The sequence below is a fragment of the Streptomyces sp. NPDC085900 genome, assembly GCF_044540925.1.
In the GTDB taxonomy this organism is placed as follows: domain Bacteria; phylum Actinomycetota; class Actinomycetes; order Streptomycetales; family Streptomycetaceae; genus Streptomyces; species Streptomyces gilvifuscus.
Genome location: NZ_JBITSP010000015.1, coordinates 1 through 18,743 on the forward strand (window position 1 = coordinate 1; position 18,743 = coordinate 18,743).

General features: G+C 69.7%; 11 protein-coding genes and 1 tRNA gene. 1 reads left to right on the forward strand and 11 read right to left on the reverse strand.

The features are described from left to right. Positions 1–91 precede the first annotated feature (91 nt). Positions 92–595 (reverse strand): hypothetical protein, encoded by a 504-nt coding sequence (locus ACIGDI_RS37310; protein ID WP_399906436.1) that lies wholly within the window; start codon positions 593–595, stop codon positions 92–94. 508 nt (positions 596–1,103) lie between these two features. On the opposite strand from ACIGDI_RS37310, the gene ACIGDI_RS37315 reads away from it, so the two are divergent. After that, positions 1,104–5,066: an AAA family ATPase gene (locus ACIGDI_RS37315; protein ID WP_399906439.1), complete on the forward strand. Its 3,963-nt coding sequence runs from the start codon at positions 1,104–1,106 to the stop codon at positions 5,064–5,066. Positions 5,067–5,195: 129 nt separating this feature from the next. Here ACIGDI_RS37315 and ACIGDI_RS37320 read toward each other — a convergent pair whose 3' ends face one another. The 10 genes from ACIGDI_RS37320 to dnaA form a co-directional block, all read right to left on the reverse strand. Continuing rightward, positions 5,196–5,558, reverse strand: coding sequence for a VOC family protein (locus tag ACIGDI_RS37320; protein WP_399906442.1), 363 nt, complete (start codon positions 5,556–5,558; stop codon positions 5,196–5,198). 70 nt (positions 5,559–5,628) lie between these two features. Continuing rightward, a tRNA-Ile gene (locus tag ACIGDI_RS37325) sits at positions 5,629–5,705 on the reverse strand. A gap of 88 nt (positions 5,706–5,793) precedes the next feature. Then, complete coding sequence (locus ACIGDI_RS37330; protein WP_399906445.1) at positions 5,794–6,606, reverse strand: DUF3566 domain-containing protein; 813 nt, start codon at positions 6,604–6,606, stop codon at positions 5,794–5,796. 18 nt (positions 6,607–6,624) lie between these two features. Continuing rightward, entirely contained in the window at positions 6,625–9,219 is a 2,595-nt protein-coding gene (gene gyrA, locus ACIGDI_RS37335) for a DNA gyrase subunit A (protein WP_399906447.1), read from the reverse strand. Between the two features lie 42 nt (positions 9,220–9,261). Then, positions 9,262–11,322 carry a DNA topoisomerase (ATP-hydrolyzing) subunit B gene (gene gyrB / locus ACIGDI_RS37340; RefSeq protein WP_399906450.1) on the reverse strand — a complete coding sequence of 687 codons (2,061 nt, stop codon included), beginning with the start codon at positions 11,320–11,322 and terminating at the stop codon, positions 9,262–9,264. A gap of 397 nt (positions 11,323–11,719) precedes the next feature. Further along, positions 11,720–12,253 (reverse strand): DUF721 domain-containing protein, encoded by a 534-nt coding sequence (locus tag ACIGDI_RS37345; RefSeq protein WP_399906453.1) that lies wholly within the window; start codon positions 12,251–12,253, stop codon positions 11,720–11,722. Continuing rightward, positions 12,250–13,371 carry a DNA replication/repair protein RecF gene (gene recF, locus ACIGDI_RS37350; protein WP_399906456.1) on the reverse strand — a complete coding sequence of 374 codons (1,122 nt, stop codon included), beginning with the start codon at positions 13,369–13,371 and terminating at the stop codon, positions 12,250–12,252. The genes ACIGDI_RS37345 and recF overlap by 4 nt, the downstream gene beginning before the upstream one ends. A gap of 53 nt (positions 13,372–13,424) precedes the next feature. Next, positions 13,425–14,300, reverse strand: coding sequence for a phosphogluconate dehydrogenase (NAD(+)-dependent, decarboxylating) (gene gnd, locus ACIGDI_RS37355; RefSeq protein WP_399906459.1), 876 nt, complete (start codon positions 14,298–14,300; stop codon positions 13,425–13,427). 189 nt (positions 14,301–14,489) lie between these two features. Then, the gene (dnaN, locus tag ACIGDI_RS37360) at positions 14,490–15,620 is read right to left on the reverse strand and encodes a DNA polymerase III subunit beta (protein ID WP_058924298.1); all 1,131 of its coding nucleotides are present in this window, start codon (positions 15,618–15,620) and stop codon (positions 14,490–14,492) included. An 872-nt stretch (positions 15,621–16,492) separates the two neighbouring features. Beyond that, the gene (dnaA, locus tag ACIGDI_RS37365; protein WP_399906462.1) at positions 16,493–18,502 is read right to left on the reverse strand and encodes a chromosomal replication initiator protein DnaA; all 2,010 of its coding nucleotides are present in this window, start codon (positions 18,500–18,502) and stop codon (positions 16,493–16,495) included. Positions 18,503–18,743 lie beyond the last annotated feature (241 nt).

Genomic DNA, 18,743 nt, shown 5'->3' on the forward strand with positions numbered 1-18,743 from the left:
GGACGGAGGAACTCCCACTCCTCATCGGACAGTTCATGGCGACGTATCACCCGACCATGATCCACTACTCAAGATCAATTGAAGACACGACCTAGCGCCGGCCCGCCGCCAGCGCCAGCCAGTGGGCCACCCTGCGTACGGTCGTCTCGTCGAGCCGCTCGGCGAGAGCCTCCACCGCGCCGAAGTCGTCCGGGCCGAGCTCGTGCACGCCCGCCTTGCCCAGGCCCGCCACGAGCACCTGCCGACGCCGGCCGTCCATGCGTTCCGTGAGCCTGCTGGGCCGCTCCGGGCCGTTGGAAGAAGCCCCGGAAGCGGCCTCGGAAGAGGCCTCGGCCGCCGACACGGGCGCCGTGGCCGTCGTAGCGGCGAAGGCGTCGAACCGTTCCCACGCTCCCGCTCTCGGGCCCCACAGGGCGACCTCAAGGTCGCCCCCACGCGCGCGTACCGTGTGCGCCATCTCTGCCAGCGCGTACTGCACGGGTGAGCGGTGCGGGGATTCCGCGCACACGGCCCAGGCCTCGGAGGACGGCCGGTAGACCATCGCGACCCAGCGGGGAGTTCCTGACGGCTGCGGACTCTGGGGACGTGTCGGCACTTGCGCTCACCCCTTCGAAAGCTGCACGGCAGGGGGGACCATAACTGACGACCCGTCAGATGGCCAGTGCGCGCCTCTGCGCTTTTCACGCGCCGCGCTCTCGCACGCCCTGCGCTCTGGCACGCCCCGCGCCCTCGTACGTCCCGAGCGAGACCCGCGTCGTCCGGCTCCGGTCCCTCCCCTCGTGGGGACCGGCGCCGAACGCTGCGGGCAGCCTCCTCACGCGCCGCAATGACGCGGAAGGAGGAAGGACCGGATCTCGTGGTCGGCGTGAGAGCAGCCCTGCCGGGACTCTCTCCACGGATCGGTCGGGCTCGGACGGGCTCCGACGGGCGCTGAGCCGATGGCCTGCGCGGACGAAGCGTGACGGGCGCGCTACAGCGCTGAATCCTGCCAGTTGTGGCTTGAACCGAGGAGATTCCGGTCTGGTTCCGGACCCTTAATCCGCAGGTCAGGCGTATAAGGTGAGTTTTCCGGTCCGGATGTTCAACGGCAGGGGAAGTAAGGAGTGGAGGCCTTGCGTTCCGACACAGGGGCACGCACAGCCTTCGCGGAGCGCCTCGCGCTGCTCTACAAGGAGGCCGGCAACCCTCCCCTCGCGCGCGTGGCCGAGGCCGTCGTACAGCTGCAGCGGATGGACGAGCGGGGGCGGCCCGTACGGGTCTCCGCGCAGCGGATCAGCGACTGGCGACGGGCGAAGAACGTACCGGCGCAGTTCGCCGCCCTCGCCGCGGTCCTGCACATCCTGATCCCGCAGGCGCGGCGCGCGCGGCCCACGCCGGTGTCCGCCGGGCTGTACGACATGGCGCAGTGGCAGCGCCTGTGGGAGCGCGCCGTGGCCGACCCGGCCGGCGAGCGCCCCGCGGCCACGGAAGCGGAGGAGGCCCCGCCGGCCGAGGGCGGGGTGTGCCCGTACCGCGGTCTGGCCTCCTACCGCCAGGAGGACGCCCGCTGGTTCTTCGGCCGGGAGCGCAGCACCCGGGCCCTGGTCGAGCAGTTGCGCGCGGCGGAGAAGAGCGGCGGCCTGGTGATGCTGGTCGGCGCCTCGGGCGCGGGGAAGTCCTCCCTGCTGAACGCCGGCCTGGTCAACGCGGTCCGCGGCGGTGCCCTGGGCAGCGAGAACGAACCGCAGCCCGTGCTGCACCTCCTGCCCGGCGCCGACCCGCTCGGTGAGCTGACCCGCCGCATCCCCGAGCTCGCCGAGGCCGTCGCCGCCGGCGCGCAGCCGGGCGCGGTGCGGGAGGCCGTCGCGGCGTGGGCACGGCGGGAGACGCCCTCCGCGGCCCGTCCGGTGCTGATCGTGGACCAGTTCGAGGAGACCTTCACCCTCTGCGCCGACGAGACGACCAGGCGTACGTTCGTGAGGGTCCTGCACGCCGCGTGCTCACCCCCCGGACCGGACACCCTCGCCCCGGTGCTGGTCGTCCTCGGCATCCGCGCCGACTTCTACGAGCAGTGCCTCGCCCACCCCGAACTCGCCGACGCCCTCCAGCACCGGCACATGGTGCTCGGCCCGCTGACCGCCACGGAGCTGCGCGAGGCGGTGGCCGGCCCCGCCAAGGCCGTGGGTCTGGAACTCGAACCCGGTCTCGCGGAGCTGATCGTGCGGGAGGTGAGCGCCGACGGCCCCCGCGGGGCGCACGACGCCGGCGCGCTGCCGCTGCTGTCGCACGCCCTGCTCGCCACCTGGCAGCGGCGCAAGGCGGGCCGGCTGACGGTCGCGGGCTATCGCGCCGCGGGCGGCATCCAGGGGGCGGTGGCGGCGACCGCCGAGCGCGCCTGGTCGGGCCTGGACCCGGCGGCCCGTACGGCGGCCCGGGTGCTGCTGCTGCGGCTCGTGCGGCTCGGCGAGGACACCCAGGCGACCCGCAGGCGGGGGACCCGGCGGCAGCTGGCCCAGGAGTCGGCGGACCCGGACAAGACGGAGGAGTCCCTCGAGGCGCTGGTCCGCGCGCGGCTGGTGACGCTGGACGCGGAGACCGTGGAGATCACCCACGAGGCGCTGCTGCACGCCTGGCCACGGCTGCGCGAGTGGATCGACGAGGACCGCGGGGACCATCTGCTGCGCCAGCGGCTGGAGGAGGACGGCCGGGCCTGGGAGGAGTCGGGCCGCGACTCCTCCCTGCTGTACCGGGGGTCGAGGCTGGGACAGGCCCACAGCTGGGCGAAGTCGGCGGGTGACACGTTCCTCACCCGCGGCGCGGTGGAGTTCCTGGCCGCCTCGGTCCGGCTGCGCCGGCGCATGGTCTGGATCGGTCGCGGCGCGGTCGCGGCCCTGGTCGCGCTGGCGGTGGTGGCCGGCGGAGCGGCCGTGATCGCCTGGCAGCAGCGCGACGACGCCGTGTTCGAGCAGGTGCTCGCGGAGGCGGACCGGGTGCAGTACACGGACCCCTCGCTGTCGGCCCAGCTCGACCTGGTCGCCCACCGGCTGCGCTCGGACGACGCCGGTACCGACAGCCGGCTGATATCGATCGTCAACGCGCCGCTGGCCACCCCTCTCCTCGGCCACACGGGCGCCGTCTACCTGACAACGTTCAGCCCGGACGGCCGCCTCCTCGCCACCGCCAGCGGCGACCGGACGGTGCGCCTGTGGGACGTGGCCGACCGCACCCGCCCCAAGGCGCTGGGCGGGCCCCTGAGCGGCCACACCAGCTGGGTCAGCAGCGCGGTCTTCAGCCCCGACGGCCACACCCTCGCCAGCGCCTCGGACGACGGCACGGTCCGGCTGTACGACATCCACGACCCGCACCGCCCCAGGCCGCTCGGCACGCCCCTGACCGGCCACGACGGCACGATCTATCTGATCGCCTTCAGCCCGGACGGCCGCACCCTGGCCACGGCGAACGAGGACCACACCGTCCGGCTGTGGGACATGACCGGCAAGCGGCCCCGCTCGCTCACCACGCTGACCGGCCACTCCGCCGCCGTGCGCTCCCTCGCCTTCAGCCCCGACGGCCGCACCGTCGCCGCCGGGGGCGACGACGACACGGTCATGCTCTGGAACGTGAGCGACCGGCACCGTCCGAAGCGGACCGGCCCGGCCCTGACCGGGCACACGGGCACCGTGCACTCGGTGGCGTTCAGCCCCGACGGCCACACCCTCGCCAGCGGCAGCGTCGACGACACCGTACGACTGTGGGACGTGGCCGATCCCGCCCGGGCCAAGCCCCTCGGCTCCCCGCTGACCGGCCACACCGGTCCCGTCTGGTCGGTGGCCTTCAACCACGACGGCACGATGCTCGCCGCGGGCAGCGCCGACAGCACGGCCAGTCTGTGGAACGTCAGCGACCCGGCCTACCCCTCCCAGGTGGGCGAGCCGCTGGCGGGTGGCAGCGGCGAGATGTACGCCCTGGGCTTCAGTCCCGACGGCAAGACCCTGGCCACCGGCAGCGGCGACAGCAAGGTCCGCCTGTGGTCGATACCGACCTCGGACCTGATCGGCCACCGCGGCACCTTCCGGCCGGACGGCAAGGTCCTGGCCACCGCCGGGAGCGACGGACGTATCCGCATGTGGGACGTGCGCCGCGCATCCCGGCCCGCGCTGCTGGGCAAGCCGTTCATGGCCGCGGACGGCAGCGACCGCTCCCCGGCCTTCTCCCCCGACGGCCGCACCCTCGCCGTACTGACGGGCAACCGCTCGGTGGCCCTGTGGAACGTCGGCGACCCGGCCCACTCGGCTCCCGCGGGACCCGACATCCGCCTGAAGACCCGCTTCATGGGCCCGAAGGCCATCGTCTTCAGCCCGGACGGCCGCATTCTGGCGACGCCCTACGACGACCGCACCATCCAGCTGTGGGACATGGCCGATCCGTTTCACGTGAAACCACTCGGCAAGCCGCTCTCCGGCCCCAAGGGGTTCATCGACTCCCTCGCCTTCACCCCGGACGGCCGTACGCTCGCCGGTGGCAGCGAGGACGGCGCCGTACGGCTGTGGGATGTGACGGAGCCGGCCCGCGCCAGACTGCTGGGCAAGCCGCTCAGGGGTCACCTCGGCCCGGTCAACGCGCTCGCCTACAGCCCCGACGGCCATACGCTGGCCAGCGGCAGCGACGACGACACGGTCCGCCTGTGGGACGTCACCGACCCCCGCGGCGCGCGTGCCGCCGGTTCCCCGCTCACCGGCCACTCCGAGGCGGTCGTCTCGCTGACCTACAGCCGGGACGGCCGCACCCTGGCCAGCGGAGGCAACGACAGCACGGTCCGCCTGTGGAACGTCGGCGACCCGTCCGACGCCGACCCCATCGGCCAGTCGATGAGCCCCAACGCCAAGACGGGCAACTTCCTCGCCTTCAGCCCCTCCACGCACATGCTCGGCGTCTCCAGCGGCTCCGACACGATCCGCCTGTGGAACCTCGACGTGGACGTGGCCATCCGCCGCATCTGCTCGACCACGCGAGGCGTGCTGACACCCCGGAAGTGGCACGAGTACCTGCCGCGGCTCTCCTACGACCCTCCGTGCGGAACCTCGTGATCCGGATCACAACTCTCGGTTCCGGCCGAACAGTTGGCTCCCGCCGGACAACGGGCCTTGTTACCCTTGGCCATAGCCCGACCGCTGGTGCATCCCCCGTCGCCAGCGGTCGGGTCTTTTCATGGGCGCTCAGGCGCTCTCGGGGCGCAGTTGGCCGAGGATGCAGAACTCGTTGCCCTCGGGGTCGGCCATGACGATCCACGACTGGTCGCCCTGGCCGATGTCGACGCGCTTCGCGCCGAGGGCCTCGAGGCGCGCCACCTCGGCCGCCTGGTCGTCGGGCCTGAAGTCGAGGTGCAGCCGGCTCTTGGACTGCTTGGCCTCCTCGAGCCGGACGAAGTCCAGACCCGGCATACGGTCCGGCGCCGGGCGGATCTCGAACTCGTCATCGGAGGAGTGGACGACGACCCAGCCGAGAGCGTCGGCCCACCACTGCCCCAGCGCCGCGGGGTCCGCCGAGTGAACGATTACCTGTTCCCATTGCAAGGTCATTCGCAGAGTCTAGGCACACATGATCACAACGCTGAAGGCCCCCGATCCATCGGATCGGGGGCCTTCACGCTGGTGGGGCTAACAGGATTTGAACCTGTGGCCTCATCCTTATCAGGGATGCGCTCTAACCAACTGAGCTATAGCCCCGCCGCGCTCTGCGGTGTGTGTCCCGCGCGCTGACTCCTGAAGATTAGCGCACGACGTGGGCAGTCCCAAAATCGATAGCCGTCAGGGCTCACTCGTCCTCGGCGAGCGTCAGCTCGATGCCCCCGACGAAGCCCGCGGAGAGGTTGTAGATGAACGCGCCGAGCGTCGCCAGCGCCGTCGCGAGGACGACGTCGATGACCGCGATGATCGAGGCGAACATCAGCACGTGCGGCAGCGACAGGAACGACTGCAGATCGAAGCCGTTCGACTCGTTGGAGCCGGTCGCCTCCGAGATGGTGCCGCCCACCGACGAGAAGACACCCATCGCGTCCATGACCATCCACAGCACCACCGAGGCCACGATCGTGCAGATGCCCAGCGCGATGGAGAGCAGGAAGCTCATCTTCATCACCGACCACGGGTCGGCCTTGGCCACCCGCAGACGGGCCTTGCGGATGCGGGGAGTGGTGCGCGCGCCGGTACGGGGACGGCGTACGGCACCGGTCGAGGTCCGCTCCGGCCCCGCGGCCGCCGGGTTGGGGTAGGCCTGCGGCGGGTGGTACGGCCCGGCCGGCTGCTGCGGTCCCCGCTCACCCGGGAGCGGGGAGGCCGCCTGCTGCGGCGGGGCGGCCTGCGCCGAGGGCTGCGCCGTGGGCCGGTCGCCCTGCACGGGCGGGGCCGCGCCGGCCGACTGCTGCGTCTGCGGACCTCGGGTGTCCGTCACGGTTCCCCCTTGGGATCCCTGCGAGTCGGCCGAGGGCGGACTGGTCGGGTCCGCCTCGACCTTGCGAAGTTGGGTCGTGTGCGGATCCGCCGCACGCGCGGCGGAGCCACGGCCGCCGCCGTCCGCATCCGTACCCGTCGAGGTACCGGGCGATCCGGCGCCCGTGGCTCCGCTCACGATGACTCACTCCTCGTGCTACTCGGCCGAGGGCGACTCACCCTCGTCCGTGCCTGTGGTCGCGGCCCCTTCGACGGTCTCGTCCACGGTGTCGTCACCGTCGACCTCCTCCGCCTCGCGCCCCGCCTCGGCGTTACGTGCGATGCCGACCACGGCATCGCGCTTGCCCAGGTTGATCAGTTGGACGCCCATGGTGTCACGGCCCGTCTCCCTGACCTCGTTGACTCGCGTACGAATCACACCACCCGACAACGTGATGGCGAGGATCTCGTCGGTCTCCTCGACCACCAGCGCGCCGACCAGCGAACCGCGGTCCTCCACGATCTTGGCGGCCTTGATACCGAGGCCTCCGCGACCCTGGACGCGGTATTCGTCGACTGCGGTCCGCTTCGCGTACCCGCCGTCTGTGGCAGTGAACACGAACGTACCGGGTCGAACAACATTCATCGACAGAAGTTCATCGCCCTCGCGGAAACTCATGCCCTTGACACCGGAGGTGGCCCGGCCCATGGGACGCAGAGCATCGTCCGTGGCGGTGAACCTGATCGACTGTGCCTTCTTGCTGATCAGAAGCAGATCGTCCTCGGCCGATACGAGCTCCGCTCCGATCAGTTCGTCGTCGGAACCGTCCGCAGTCTCACGAAGGTTGATCGCGATGACGCCTCCGGAACGTGGCGAATCGTAATCCTTCAGAGGCGTCTTCTTCACCAGACCCCCCTTGGTCGCCAGGACCAGGTAGGGCGCCGCCTCGTAGTCGCGGATCGCGAGGATCTCGGCGATCGCCTCGTCCGGCTGGAAGGCCAGCAGGTTCGCGACGTGCTGGCCGCGCGCGTCACGGCCGGCGTCGGGAAGCTCGTACGCCTTCGCCCGGTACACCCGGCCCTTGTTGGTGAAGAACAGCAGCCAGTGGTGGGTGGTGGAGACGAAGAAGTGGTCGACGATGTCGTCTTCCTTCAGCTTCGCGCCGCGCACGCCCTTGCCGCCGCGCTTCTGCGCCCGGTAGTCGTCCGTCTTGGTGCGCTTGACATAACCGCCGCGGGTGACGGTGACGACGATGTCCTCCTCGGCGATGAGGTCCTCGATGGACATGTCGCCGTCGAAGGGCACCAGCTTCGTCTTGCGGTCGTCGCCGTACTTCTCGACGATCGCGGCGAGTTCCTCGCTGACGATGCCGCGCTGGCGGACCGGGGAGGCGAGGATCTCGTTGTACTCGTTGATCTTCGCCTGGAGTTCGTCGTGCTCCTGGACGATCTTCTGCCGCTCCAGGGCCGCCAGTCGGCGCAGCTGCATCTCGAGGATGGCGTTCGCCTGGATCTCGTCGATCTCCAGGAGCTCCATCAGGCCCCCGCGCGCGATCTCGACGGTGTCACTGCGCCGGATCAGCGCGATGACCTCGTCGATGGCGTCCAGGGCCTTCAGCAGGCCGCGCAGGATGTGCGCGCGCTCCTCGGCCTTGCGCAGCCGGAAGCGCGTACGGCGGACGATGACCTCGATCTGGTGCGTCACCCAGTGGCGGATGAACGCGTCCAGGGAGAGCGTGCGCGGGACGCCGTCGACCAGCGCCAGCATGTTGGCGCCGAAGTTCGACTGCAGGTCCGTGTGCTTGTAGAGGTTGTTCAGGACGACCTTGGCGACCGCGTCCCGCTTGAGCACGATGACCAGGCGCTGGCCGGTGCGCGAGGACGTCTCGTCGCGGACGTCCGCGATGCCGCCGATCTTGCCGTCCTTGACCAGGTCGGCGATCTTCTGCGCGAGGTTGTCGGGGTTGGTCTGGTACGGCAGCTCCGTGACCACCAGGCACTGGCGGTTCTGGATCTCCTCGACCTCGACGACCGCGCGCATGGTGATCGAGCCGCGGCCCGTGCGGTAGGCCTCCTCGATCCCCTTGCGGCCGACGACGAGCGCGCCGGTCGGGAAGTCGGGGCCCTTGATGCGCTCCATGAGCGCGTCCAGCAGCTCCTCGTGCGAGGCTTCCGGGTTCTCCAGGTACCACTGGGCGCCGGCCGCGACCTCGCGCAGGTTGTGCGGCGGGATGTTGGTCGCCATGCCGACCGCGATACCGGCCGAGCCGTTGATCAGCAGGTTCGGGAAGCGGGCCGGCAGGACGGTCGGCTCCTGGGAGCGGCCGTCGTAGTTGTCCGTGAAGTCGACGGTCTCCTCGTCGATGTCACGGACCATCTCCATCGACAGCGGCGCCATCTTGCACTCGGTGTAGCGCATGGCCGCCGCCGGGTCGTTGCCCGGAGAGCCGAAGTTGCCGTTGGAGTCCACCAGCGGCATCCGCATCGACCACGGCTGCGCGAGACGGACCAGCGCGTCGTAGATCGAACTGTCGCCGTGCGGGTGGTAGTTGCCCATGACGTCGCCGACCACGCGCGCGCACTTGTAGAAGCCGCGCTCGGGGCGGTAGCCGCCGTCGTACATCGCGTACAGGACGCGGCGGTGGACGGGCTTGAGACCGTCCCGGACGTCGGGCAGCGCACGGGACACGATGACGGACATCGCGTAGTCCAGGTACGAGCGCTGCATCTCCGTCTCGAGCCCGACGGGCTCGACACGCATCGCGAGGTCGCCGCCCTCTTCAGGGGTGACGGGAGTGTTCTCGTCGGCCATTGCTGGTGAAGATCCTTCCTGGTGCGGTCAGCTGAGACCGACTCAGATGTCGAGGAAGCGGACGTCCTTGGCGTTGCGCTGGATGAACTGGCGCCGGGCCTCGACGTCCTCGCCCATGAGGACCGAGAACAGGTCGTCGGCCTGGGCGGCGTCGTCGAGGGTGACCTGGCCGAGGACGCGGTGCTCCTGGTCCATGGTCGTGATGCGCAGCTCCTCGGCGTTCATCTCGCCGAGGCCCTTGAAGCGCTGGATGGAGTCCTCGCGGACGCGCTTGCCGCGCTGGCGGCCCATCTCGATCAGCGCGTCGCGCTCGCGGTCCGAGTAGGCGTACTCCACGTCGTCCCGGCCCCACTTGATCTTGTACAGCGGGGGGCGCGACAGGTACACGTGCCCGGCCTCGACCAGCGGCCGCATGAAGCGGAACAGGAAGGTCAGCAGCAGCGTGCTGATGTGCTGGCCGTCGACGTCGGCGTCCGCCATCAGGATGATCTTGTGGTACCGGAGCTTCGCGATGTCGAAGTCCTCGTGCACACCCGTGCCGAAGGCCGAGATCAGCGCCTGGATCTCCTGGTTCTGCAGGATCTTGTCGATCCGCGCCTTCTCCACGTTGAGGATCTTGCCGCGGATCGGGAGGATCGCCTGGTACTGCGGGTTACGACCGGACTTGGCCGAGCCGCCGGCGGAGTCACCCTCGACGATGAAGATTTCGCACTTCGTGGGGTCGTTGGACTGGCAGTCCGACAGCTTGCCCGGCAGGGACGCCGACTCCAGCAGGCCCTTGCGGCGGGTGAGGTCGCGGGCCTTGCGGGCCGCCACGCGCGCGGTGGCCGCCTGGATGCCCTTGCGGACGATGTCCGCGGCCTCGACCGGGTTGCGGTCCAGCCAGTCGTTGAGGTGCTCGTAGACCGCCTTCTGCACGAAGGTCTTCGCCTCCGTGTTGCCCAGCTTGGTCTTCGTCTGGCCCTCGAACTGAGGCTCGCTCAGCTTCACCGAGATGATCGCGGTCAGACCCTCGCGGATGTCGTCGCCCGTGAGGTTGTCGTCCTTCTCCCGCAGCAGCTTCTTGTCACGCGCGTACTTGTTGATCAGGTTCGTCAACGCGGCGCGGAAGCCCTCTTCGTGGGTACCGCCCTCGTGCGTGTGGATGATGTTGGCGAAGGAGTACACGCCCTCGCTGTAGCCGCTGTTCCACTGCATCGCGACCTCGAGGGACAGGCTCTTGTCCTTGTCCTCCGCCTCCAGGTCGATGACGGTGGGGTGCACCACCTCTCCCTTGCGGGAGTTGAGGTACTTCACGAAGTCGACGATGCCGCCCTCGTAGTGGTACGTGACGGTCTTGACCTCGTCCTTGACGTCCGCTCCGGCCTCGTCCGCCCCGGTGGTCGCCTTCGCCGACTCGCGCTCGTCCGTGAGTTTGATCGTCAAACCCTTGTTGAGGAACGCCATCTCCTGGAAGCGCCGCGAGAGCGTCTCGAAGGAGTACTCGGTGGTCTCGAAGATGTCGCCGTCGGCCCAGAAGGTGACCGACGTGCCGGTCTCCTCGATCGCCTCGTGCTTGGCGAGCGGGGCCGTCGGGACGCCCATCTTGTAGTCCTGCGTCCAGCGGTGGCCGTCGGTCCTGACCTCGACGGAGACCTTCGAGGACAGGGCGTTGACGACGGAGACGCCCACACCGTGCAGACCGCCGGAGACCGCGTAGCCGCCGCCGCCGAACTTGCCGCCCGCGTGCAGCACCGTCAGCACGACCTCGACGGCCGGCTTGCCCTCGGAGGGCACGATGCCGACCGGGATGCCGCGGCCGTTGTCTACGACGCGCACACCGCCGTCGGCCAGGATCGTCACGTCGATGGTGTCCGCGTGACCCGCCAGTGCCTCGTCGACCGAGTTGTCGACGACCTCGTACACGAGGTGGTGCAGTCCTCGCTCACCGGTCGAGCCGATGTACATGCCGGGGCGCTTGCGGACCGCGTCCAGGCCTTCGAGGACGGTGATGGCGCTGGCGTCGTACGAGGCGGTGACCTCGCCGTTCGACGAAGTCACCGCGTCGTTCTCGCCGGCGTCGGTGGACGGGATGTTCTCGTTGGGGTTGCCGGAATCGGCCACGAAGCGCCCTTTCTGGCACAGCACGAGCCGGGCTCGTCGGCAGGTTGCCGGAGCGGCTGCGGCATGTTGCGTTGGTAAGCCTTGATCAGCGTTGCTCAGCTTTTCCCGGGCGTCCCCACGACTGGGGCGGGATTGGCTTCCAGTCTACCGGTAGCGCCGACAGTGATGGGGGTTTGCCGGTACCTGAGTCCGCATGTGCCGCCCTCAACCGGTCTCCGCCGGGTCCCCATATACGGAGCGGGGCTCCAAGAGGCTCACAGAGGCATTCAGCGCTTCTGGCTGTCAACCCTTGGCTACTTGGGAGTCAGGTCCCGATTTGCGACCGCGCGCGCTCGTACGACGGCACGGCCGACCGCCGTGCGACGGGACCGCCCACAGCCTGTGGATGTGAGGTCTGTCACCCGTACGTATCGCCGGGTCCGGTGCTGCCGGGAGCGCGCAGCGGGCCGTAGCGACGGGCCGGACCGCCGGGGCCCTGAACCTTGATCACCCGCACCCGGCCGTGCCCGAGATCCTCGTTGAGACGCGCCACCAAGGTCGGCGCGAGCAACCGCAGATTCGTCGCCCAGGCCGTGGAGTCGCACCGCACGATGAGTACCCGCTCGTCCTCGTCGTACTTCTCCGGCACACAGTGCTTGGCCACGTCCTCACCGACGATCTGCGGCCAACGCCCCATCACACCGCCCACCGCGGCCGGCGCCTCCCAGCCGCGCTCGGTGATCAGACGGTTGATCGCGGCACCGAACGCCATCGGGTCGCGCCCGTCGGCCCGGGCACCGGAACGCAGCCCGCCGCGCCGCGCCTGCTTCTTCTGCTGCGCGGCGTCCCCACGCGCGCGTGCGGCTTCCTTCGCCGCGCGCAACGCCACGCGCGCGAGGTCGACGCCACTGGGTTCGGCGGGCTTGTCGGGCGTGGGCTCCTGGTTCGTCATACGCGCTCCACCGTCCCCTCCGCCACCGCGTACCGCGTTCCGCTCAGTACGTGCGGTACGTCGTCGTCCACCGCGGCCGTCACCAGCACCTGCTCGCCGGGCGCGACCAACTCCGCCAGCCTCTCCCGGCGGCGCGTGTCCAGCTCGGCGAAGACGTCGTCGAGGACCAGCACCGGTTCGTTGCCCTCCGCGCGCAGCAGGTCGTACGAGGCCAGCCGCAACGCCAGCGCGTACGACCAGGACTCGCCGTGCGACGCGTACCCCTTGGCGGGCAACTGACCCAGCTTCAGCAGCAGATCGTCCCGGTGCGGCCCCACGAGGGTGACGCCACGTTCGATCTCGCCCTTGCGCGCCTCCGCGAGCGCCGCCATCAACTGCTCGTACAGATCCTCCCTGGTGTGCGCCTCACCGGGGGCCGACGGCTTGTAGTCGAGGGCGACCGGCCCGCCGCCGGGGGCCAGTTGCTCGTACGCCTTGTCGGCCAGCGGCTGGATCGCGGCGATCAGGTCCAGGCGCTGGGCGAGCAACTCCGCGCCCGCGCGCGCCAGATGCTGGTCCCACACGTCGAGCGTGGACAGGTCCATGGAGCGGCCGCCGTGGCGCCGGGCCAGCGCGGCGCTCTTCAGCAGGGTGTTGCGCTGCTTGAGGACCCGTTCGTAGTCGGAGCGCACGCCGGCCATGCGCGGCGAGCGGGCGGTGATCAGTTCGTCGAGGAAACGCCGCCGCTCACCGGGATCGCCCTTGACCAGGGCCAGGTCCTCAGGCGCGAACAGCACGGTCCGTACGATGCCCAGCACGTCACGGGGCTTGACCTGCGAGGACCTGTTGATGCGGGCCCGGTTGGACTTGCCGGGGTTGAGCTCCAGCTCGATCAGCTGCTGCCGCTCGCCCTGCCTGACCTGCGCCCGGATGACCGCCCGGTCGGCGCCCATGCGCACCAGGGGGGCGTCGGAGGCGACGCGGTGGCTGCCGAGCGTGGCGAGATAGCCGACGGCCTCGACCAGGTTGGTCTTGCCCTGCCCGTTCGGGCCGACGAAGGCGGTGACACCCGGGTCGAGCGGGACCTCGACCCGGGCGTACGAGCGGAAGTCGGCCAGCGACAGATGCGTGACGTGCATGGTCGGTCGCCGACCTCCCCCAGGTTGTGGGCCGTTCTCGACAGCCCTGTGGATTACTTCTTCTCGACCGCGTGGCCGCCGAACTGGTTGCGCAGCGCCGCGATCATCTTCATCTGCGGAGAGTCCTCCTGGCGCGACGCGAACCGCGCGAAGAGGGAGGCCGTGATCGCCGGGAGCGGCACGGCGTTGTCGATGGCGGCTTCCACAGTCCAGCGTCCCTCACCGGAGTCCTGTGCAAAACCCTTCAGCCTGTCCAGGTGCTCGTCCTCCTCGAGGGCGTTCACCGCGAGGTCGAGCAGCCAGGAGCGGATGACCGTGCCCTCCTGCCAGGAGCGGAAGACCTCGCGCACGTCCGTGACCGAGTCGACCTTCTCCAGCAGCTCCCAGCCCTCGGCGTAGGCCTGCATCATCGCGTACTCGATGCCGTTGTGGACCATCTTCGCGAAGTGGCCCGCGCCGACCTTGCCGGCGTGCACGGCGCCGAACTTCCCCTCGGGCTTGAGGGCGTCGAAGACCGGCTGCACCTTGGCGACGTTCTCCGCGTCGCCGCCGTACATCAGCGCGTAGCCGTTCTCCAGGCCCCAGACGCCGCCGGAGACGCCGCAGTCGACGAAGCCGATGCCCTTGGCCGCGAGCTCCTCGGCGTGCTTCTCGTCGTCCGTCCAGCGGGAGTTGCCGCCGTCCACGACGACGTCGCCCGGCTGCAGCAGCTCGCCCAGTTCGTCGATCGTCGACTGGGTGGCGGCACCGGCCGGGACCATCACCCAGACCACGCGCGGCGCCGCGAGGCTCTCCACAAGCTCTTTGAGGCTGTGGACGTCCGCGAGGTCCGGGTTGCGGTCGAATCCGACGACGGTGTGGCCCGCGCGGCGGATCCGCTCGCGCATGTTGCCGCCCATCTTGCCGAGGCCGACGAGACCGAGCTCCATCAGAGTTGTTCCTTAGGTCGCTGTGTGGCGTGTGAGGCACGTTCGTACCTGTGTCCGAGCCTAAACCCGGACGCTCGCGCACACCTGTGGGCATACGCGCTCATACGTACGCCCCCACCTGCGGCTTCTCCCCAGAGGGACGTCGGGTTGTCCACGTCCTGTGGACAACCCGACGGACGTTCGGCCGCGTCAGCCGCTCAGCCGCACCGGCATGATCAGGTACTTGTAGGCCTCGTCCGCCTCGGCGTCCAGAGCCGGCTTGCCGCTCAGCAGCGCGGGCTTCGTCGAGGTGGTGAAGGACAGCTGGGCCACCGGGGAGTCGATCGCGCTCAGGCCGTCCAGCAGGAACGTCGGGTTGAAGGCGATCGAGATGTCGTCGCCCTCCAGCTGCGCGTCGACCCTTTCCACAGCCTGTGCGTCGTCGCTGGAGCCGGCCTCCAGGATGAGCACGCCCTGCTCGAAGCTCAGCCGCACCGGGGTGTTGCGCTCGGCCACCAGGGCCACACGCTTGACGGCCTCCACGAAGGGGGCGGTCTCGATCACGGCGACGGAGTTGAACTCGGTCGGGAACAGCGTGCGGTACTTCGGGAGGTCGCCCTCCAGCAGGCGCGTGGTGGTGCGTCGGCCGGCGCCCTCGAAACCGATCAGGCCCTCGCCCGCGCCCGAGCCGGACAGCGCCAGGGTCACGCTGTCGCCGCTGGTCAGCGCCTTGGCGGTGTCCAGGAGGGTCTTCGCGGGCACCAGGGCGACCGCGGACGCCTCCGGGTTCTCCGGCTTCCACAAGAACTCGCGGACCGCGAAGCGGTAGCGGTCGGTGGAGGCCAGCGTGACCGTGTCGCCCTCGATCTCGATGCGCACACCGGTCAGGACGGGCAGCGTGTCGTCACGGCCGGCCGCGATGGCCACCTGGGAAGCGGCCGAGGCGAAAACCTCGCCGGGGACCGTGCCCGTCGCGTTGGGCATCTGCGGCAGGGCCGGGTACTCCTCCACAGGCAGGGTGTGGAGGGTGAACCGCGAGGAGCCGCAGACCACCGTCGCCCGTACACCGTCTGTGGAGATCTCCACCGGGCGGTTGGGCAGGGCGCGGCAGATGTCGGCGAGCAGCCGGCCGGAGACGAGGACCGTGCCCTCCTCCTCGACCTCCGCCTCCACCGACACACGCGCGGAGACCTCGTAGTCGAAGCTGGACAGGCTCAGGGCCCCGTCCTCGGCCTTCAGCAGGAGGCCGGCGAGGACAGGCGCCGGCGGACGGGCCGGAAGGCTGCGCGCCGCCCAGGCCACGGCCTCCGCGAGTACGTCGCGTTCCACCCGGATCTTCACTGTTGCCGCCTCCTGCTGTTGCCGGCGCTTCTCGGCCTGCGTGGCTTCGTCGTTTGTCTCGGTGCTCGTCCCGGTGTAGTGGGCCCCCTGTGCGGGGAAGGACACCGGGGAACAGTCTGACGCACGGCACTGACAGTAGGTGCCTCTCGGGGTCAAGTCGTGACGAGGGGCAGCCGGGAGCCGGACGGCGAGTTGTGCACAGGGCCCACTTCGAAACGGACTTCTCGCTCTCTCTAGTCGGGAGTAGTAGTAGGGCCTGTGGATACCGTGGATAACCCTGTTTTCCCAGCTCAGGTGCGAGATTTTGTCCACGGGCCCTGTGGGCGGAGGCGGTGGACAACTCAGGGGTTCTGTGGAGAACAGAAAGTTCTGCACACACCGTGCACAGGCTGAGGCGACTTCTCCCCAGCGTCGTCCCCAGCTTTACCCACCTTTCCCACAGCCCAACCCGGCACCTTCGTGTGACGGCTTTCACTCGGCCCGGTGATCGGGCGGGTCGCGTTGCCGAACAGTGGACAGCCATGTGGAGAAGCTGGGGATCGCTGGGGAAAACGGCCCGCGGTCTGTGGGTTGTCGGTGGACAACTTCATGCACAGCTTGTGGATCAATCGTCTGTCCACAGCCTGTGGAGATCCTTCGTCCACGAATCCACAACCGGCTGACCTGGCCCGACGTCCTTTGGACAGCGTGCCTGTGGACCATGATCTGGACAACTTCGCAGTCCCCAGGATGTGGACGCAAGAAAGTCACCGAATCTGTGGAGAGAGGCCGTAACCAGGCAGGTAATCGAACAGGCGGCTACGGCGGCATGAAGAAGGGCGCCCCGGGGATCTCGTCCCCGGGGCGCCCTCGGCGTCGTGAGCCGGCCCGTGTCAGCCGTTCTTGATGCGGTTCGTCAGCTCGGTCACCTGGTTGTAGATCGAGCGGCGCTCGGCCATCAGATTGCGGATCTTGCGGTCCGCGTGCATCACCGTCGTGTGGTCGCGGCCGCCGAACAGCGCGCCGATCTTCGGCAGCGACAGGTCCGTCAGCTCACGGCACAGGTACATGGCGATCTGACGGGCGGTGACCAGGGCGCGGCCCCGGGAGGTGCCGCACAGGTCCTCGACGGTGAGCCCGAAGTAGTCGGCGGTCGCGCTCATGATGGCCGTCGACGTGATCTCGGGTGCCGAGTCCTCACCCCCGGGGATGAGGTCCTTCAGGACGATCTCGGTCAGGCCCAGGTCCACCGGCTGCCGGTTGAGGGAGGCGAACGCCGTCACCCGGATCAGCGCGCCCTCCAGCTCACGGATGTTGCGCGAGATCCGGGAGGCGATGAACTCCAGCACCTCCGGCGGGGCGTTGAGCTGCTCCTGCACCGCCTTCTTACGGAGGATCGCGATCCGCGTCTCCAGCTCGGGCGGCTGGACGTCGGTGATCAGGCCCCACTCGAAACGGTTCCGCAGCCGGTCCTCCAGCGTCACCAGCTGCTTGGGCGGCCGGTCGCTGGAGAGCACGATCTGCTTGTTGGCGTTGTGGAGCGTGTTGAAGGTGTGGAAGAACTCCTCCTGCGTCGACTCCTTGTCCGCGAGGAACTGGATGTCGTCGACGAGCAGGATGTCCATCTCGCGGTAGCGCTTGCGGAAGCTGTCACCCTTGCCGTCGCGGATGGAGTTGATGAACTCGTTGGTGAACTCCTCCGAGCTCACGTACCGCACGCGCGTGCCCGGGTAGAGGCTGCGCGCGTAATGCCCGATCGCGTGCAGCAGGTGCGTCTTGCCGAGCCCCGACTCCCCGTAGATGAACAGGGGGTTGTACGCCTTCGCCGGAGCCTCGGCGACGGCCACCGCGGCCGCGTGCGCGAAGCGGTTGGAGGCGCCGATGACGAACGTGTCGAAGAGGTACTTCGGGTTCAGGCGCGCGGTGGGCTCGCCGGGGCCGGTCGCCGGCGCGGGCTTCGCGGCCAGCGGGCCGGGGGCGCCGCTGGAGGCGGGCAGCTGGGATCCGACGGGGCCGCCGCGGTGCACGTGTCCGGAGCCGGCCGGCGGCTCGGGCAGCTCGCGGCGGCCGTCGCGCTGGTCGTGGTCCTGACGCCCGTGGTCGTAGTCGGAGCGCGGCCGGTCGTAGTCGGAGCGGGGTTTGTCGTAGTCGGGACGGCCCTGGTCATAGTCGGGACGACCCTGGTCGTAGTCAGGGCGACCCTGGTCGTAGTCGGGGCGCGGGCCGTCGTAGGAGGGGCGCTCCATCGACTGCGGGCGGTAGTCCTGGGGCGAGGGGTTGTACGAGTCCTGCGGGGAGCCGTAGGAGTCCTGCGACGGGGAGGCGTACGGGTCCCGCTCGGGGAAGCCGAGGCGCTGCTGCTGCCAGCCGTAGTCGTCCTGCGAGGGGCGCGGCCAGGCGCCGGGCTCGGGGCGCTGGTACTCGCCGGGGTAGGCGGGGCGGGCCGTGGGCAGCTGGTCGCCGGGGGCGCCGGGGAGCTGGTCGGGCCGGCCGGGGCGGTGGTCGTCGGCGCGGTGGCGGCCGTAGCCGTCGTACTGGCCGTTGTCGTAGCCGCCGGAGGGGAGCTCGGGTTCCTCGTAGCGCTGCTGGCCGCGGGCCGGGGGCGCCGGAGGGGCGGGGGGTTCGCCCGCGGAGTCGTCGACGGTGATCGCGATCCGGATCGGACGGCCGCACTCGCGGCTCAGGGTCTCGCTGACGATCGGAGCGAGTCGCCCTTCGAGCACACCCTTCGCAAACTCGTTCGGTACGGCGAGCAGCGCGGTGTCGGCGACCAGCGCGAGGGGCTGGCAGCGACGGATCCAGTGCTCGTCCTTCGTCTCCACACCCTGCCCCCGGCCCTCACCCAGGAGCTGCTCGAGTACTCGTGGCCACACTGCGGCAAGATCGGCAGGTACGTCAGCCACAGGGCACGCTCTCTCACGAGTCCCACGAACGTGTGGTTGTGGGACGGGTCGGGATTCAAATGGGGTGGAGCCATGAACAAGGGTTCAAGGGAACGAATCGGAGTTCAGCCACGGTAGTCAGGGCGACGGGTGCGGTTCAAGTTGTTGTCCCCAGCCTGTGGATAGTGTCTCTCCGTGATCCCTGGTTTGACCGGATGGCGTAGCCCCGCGTACCGTAACCAGGTCGAGTTGTCGATGGCTG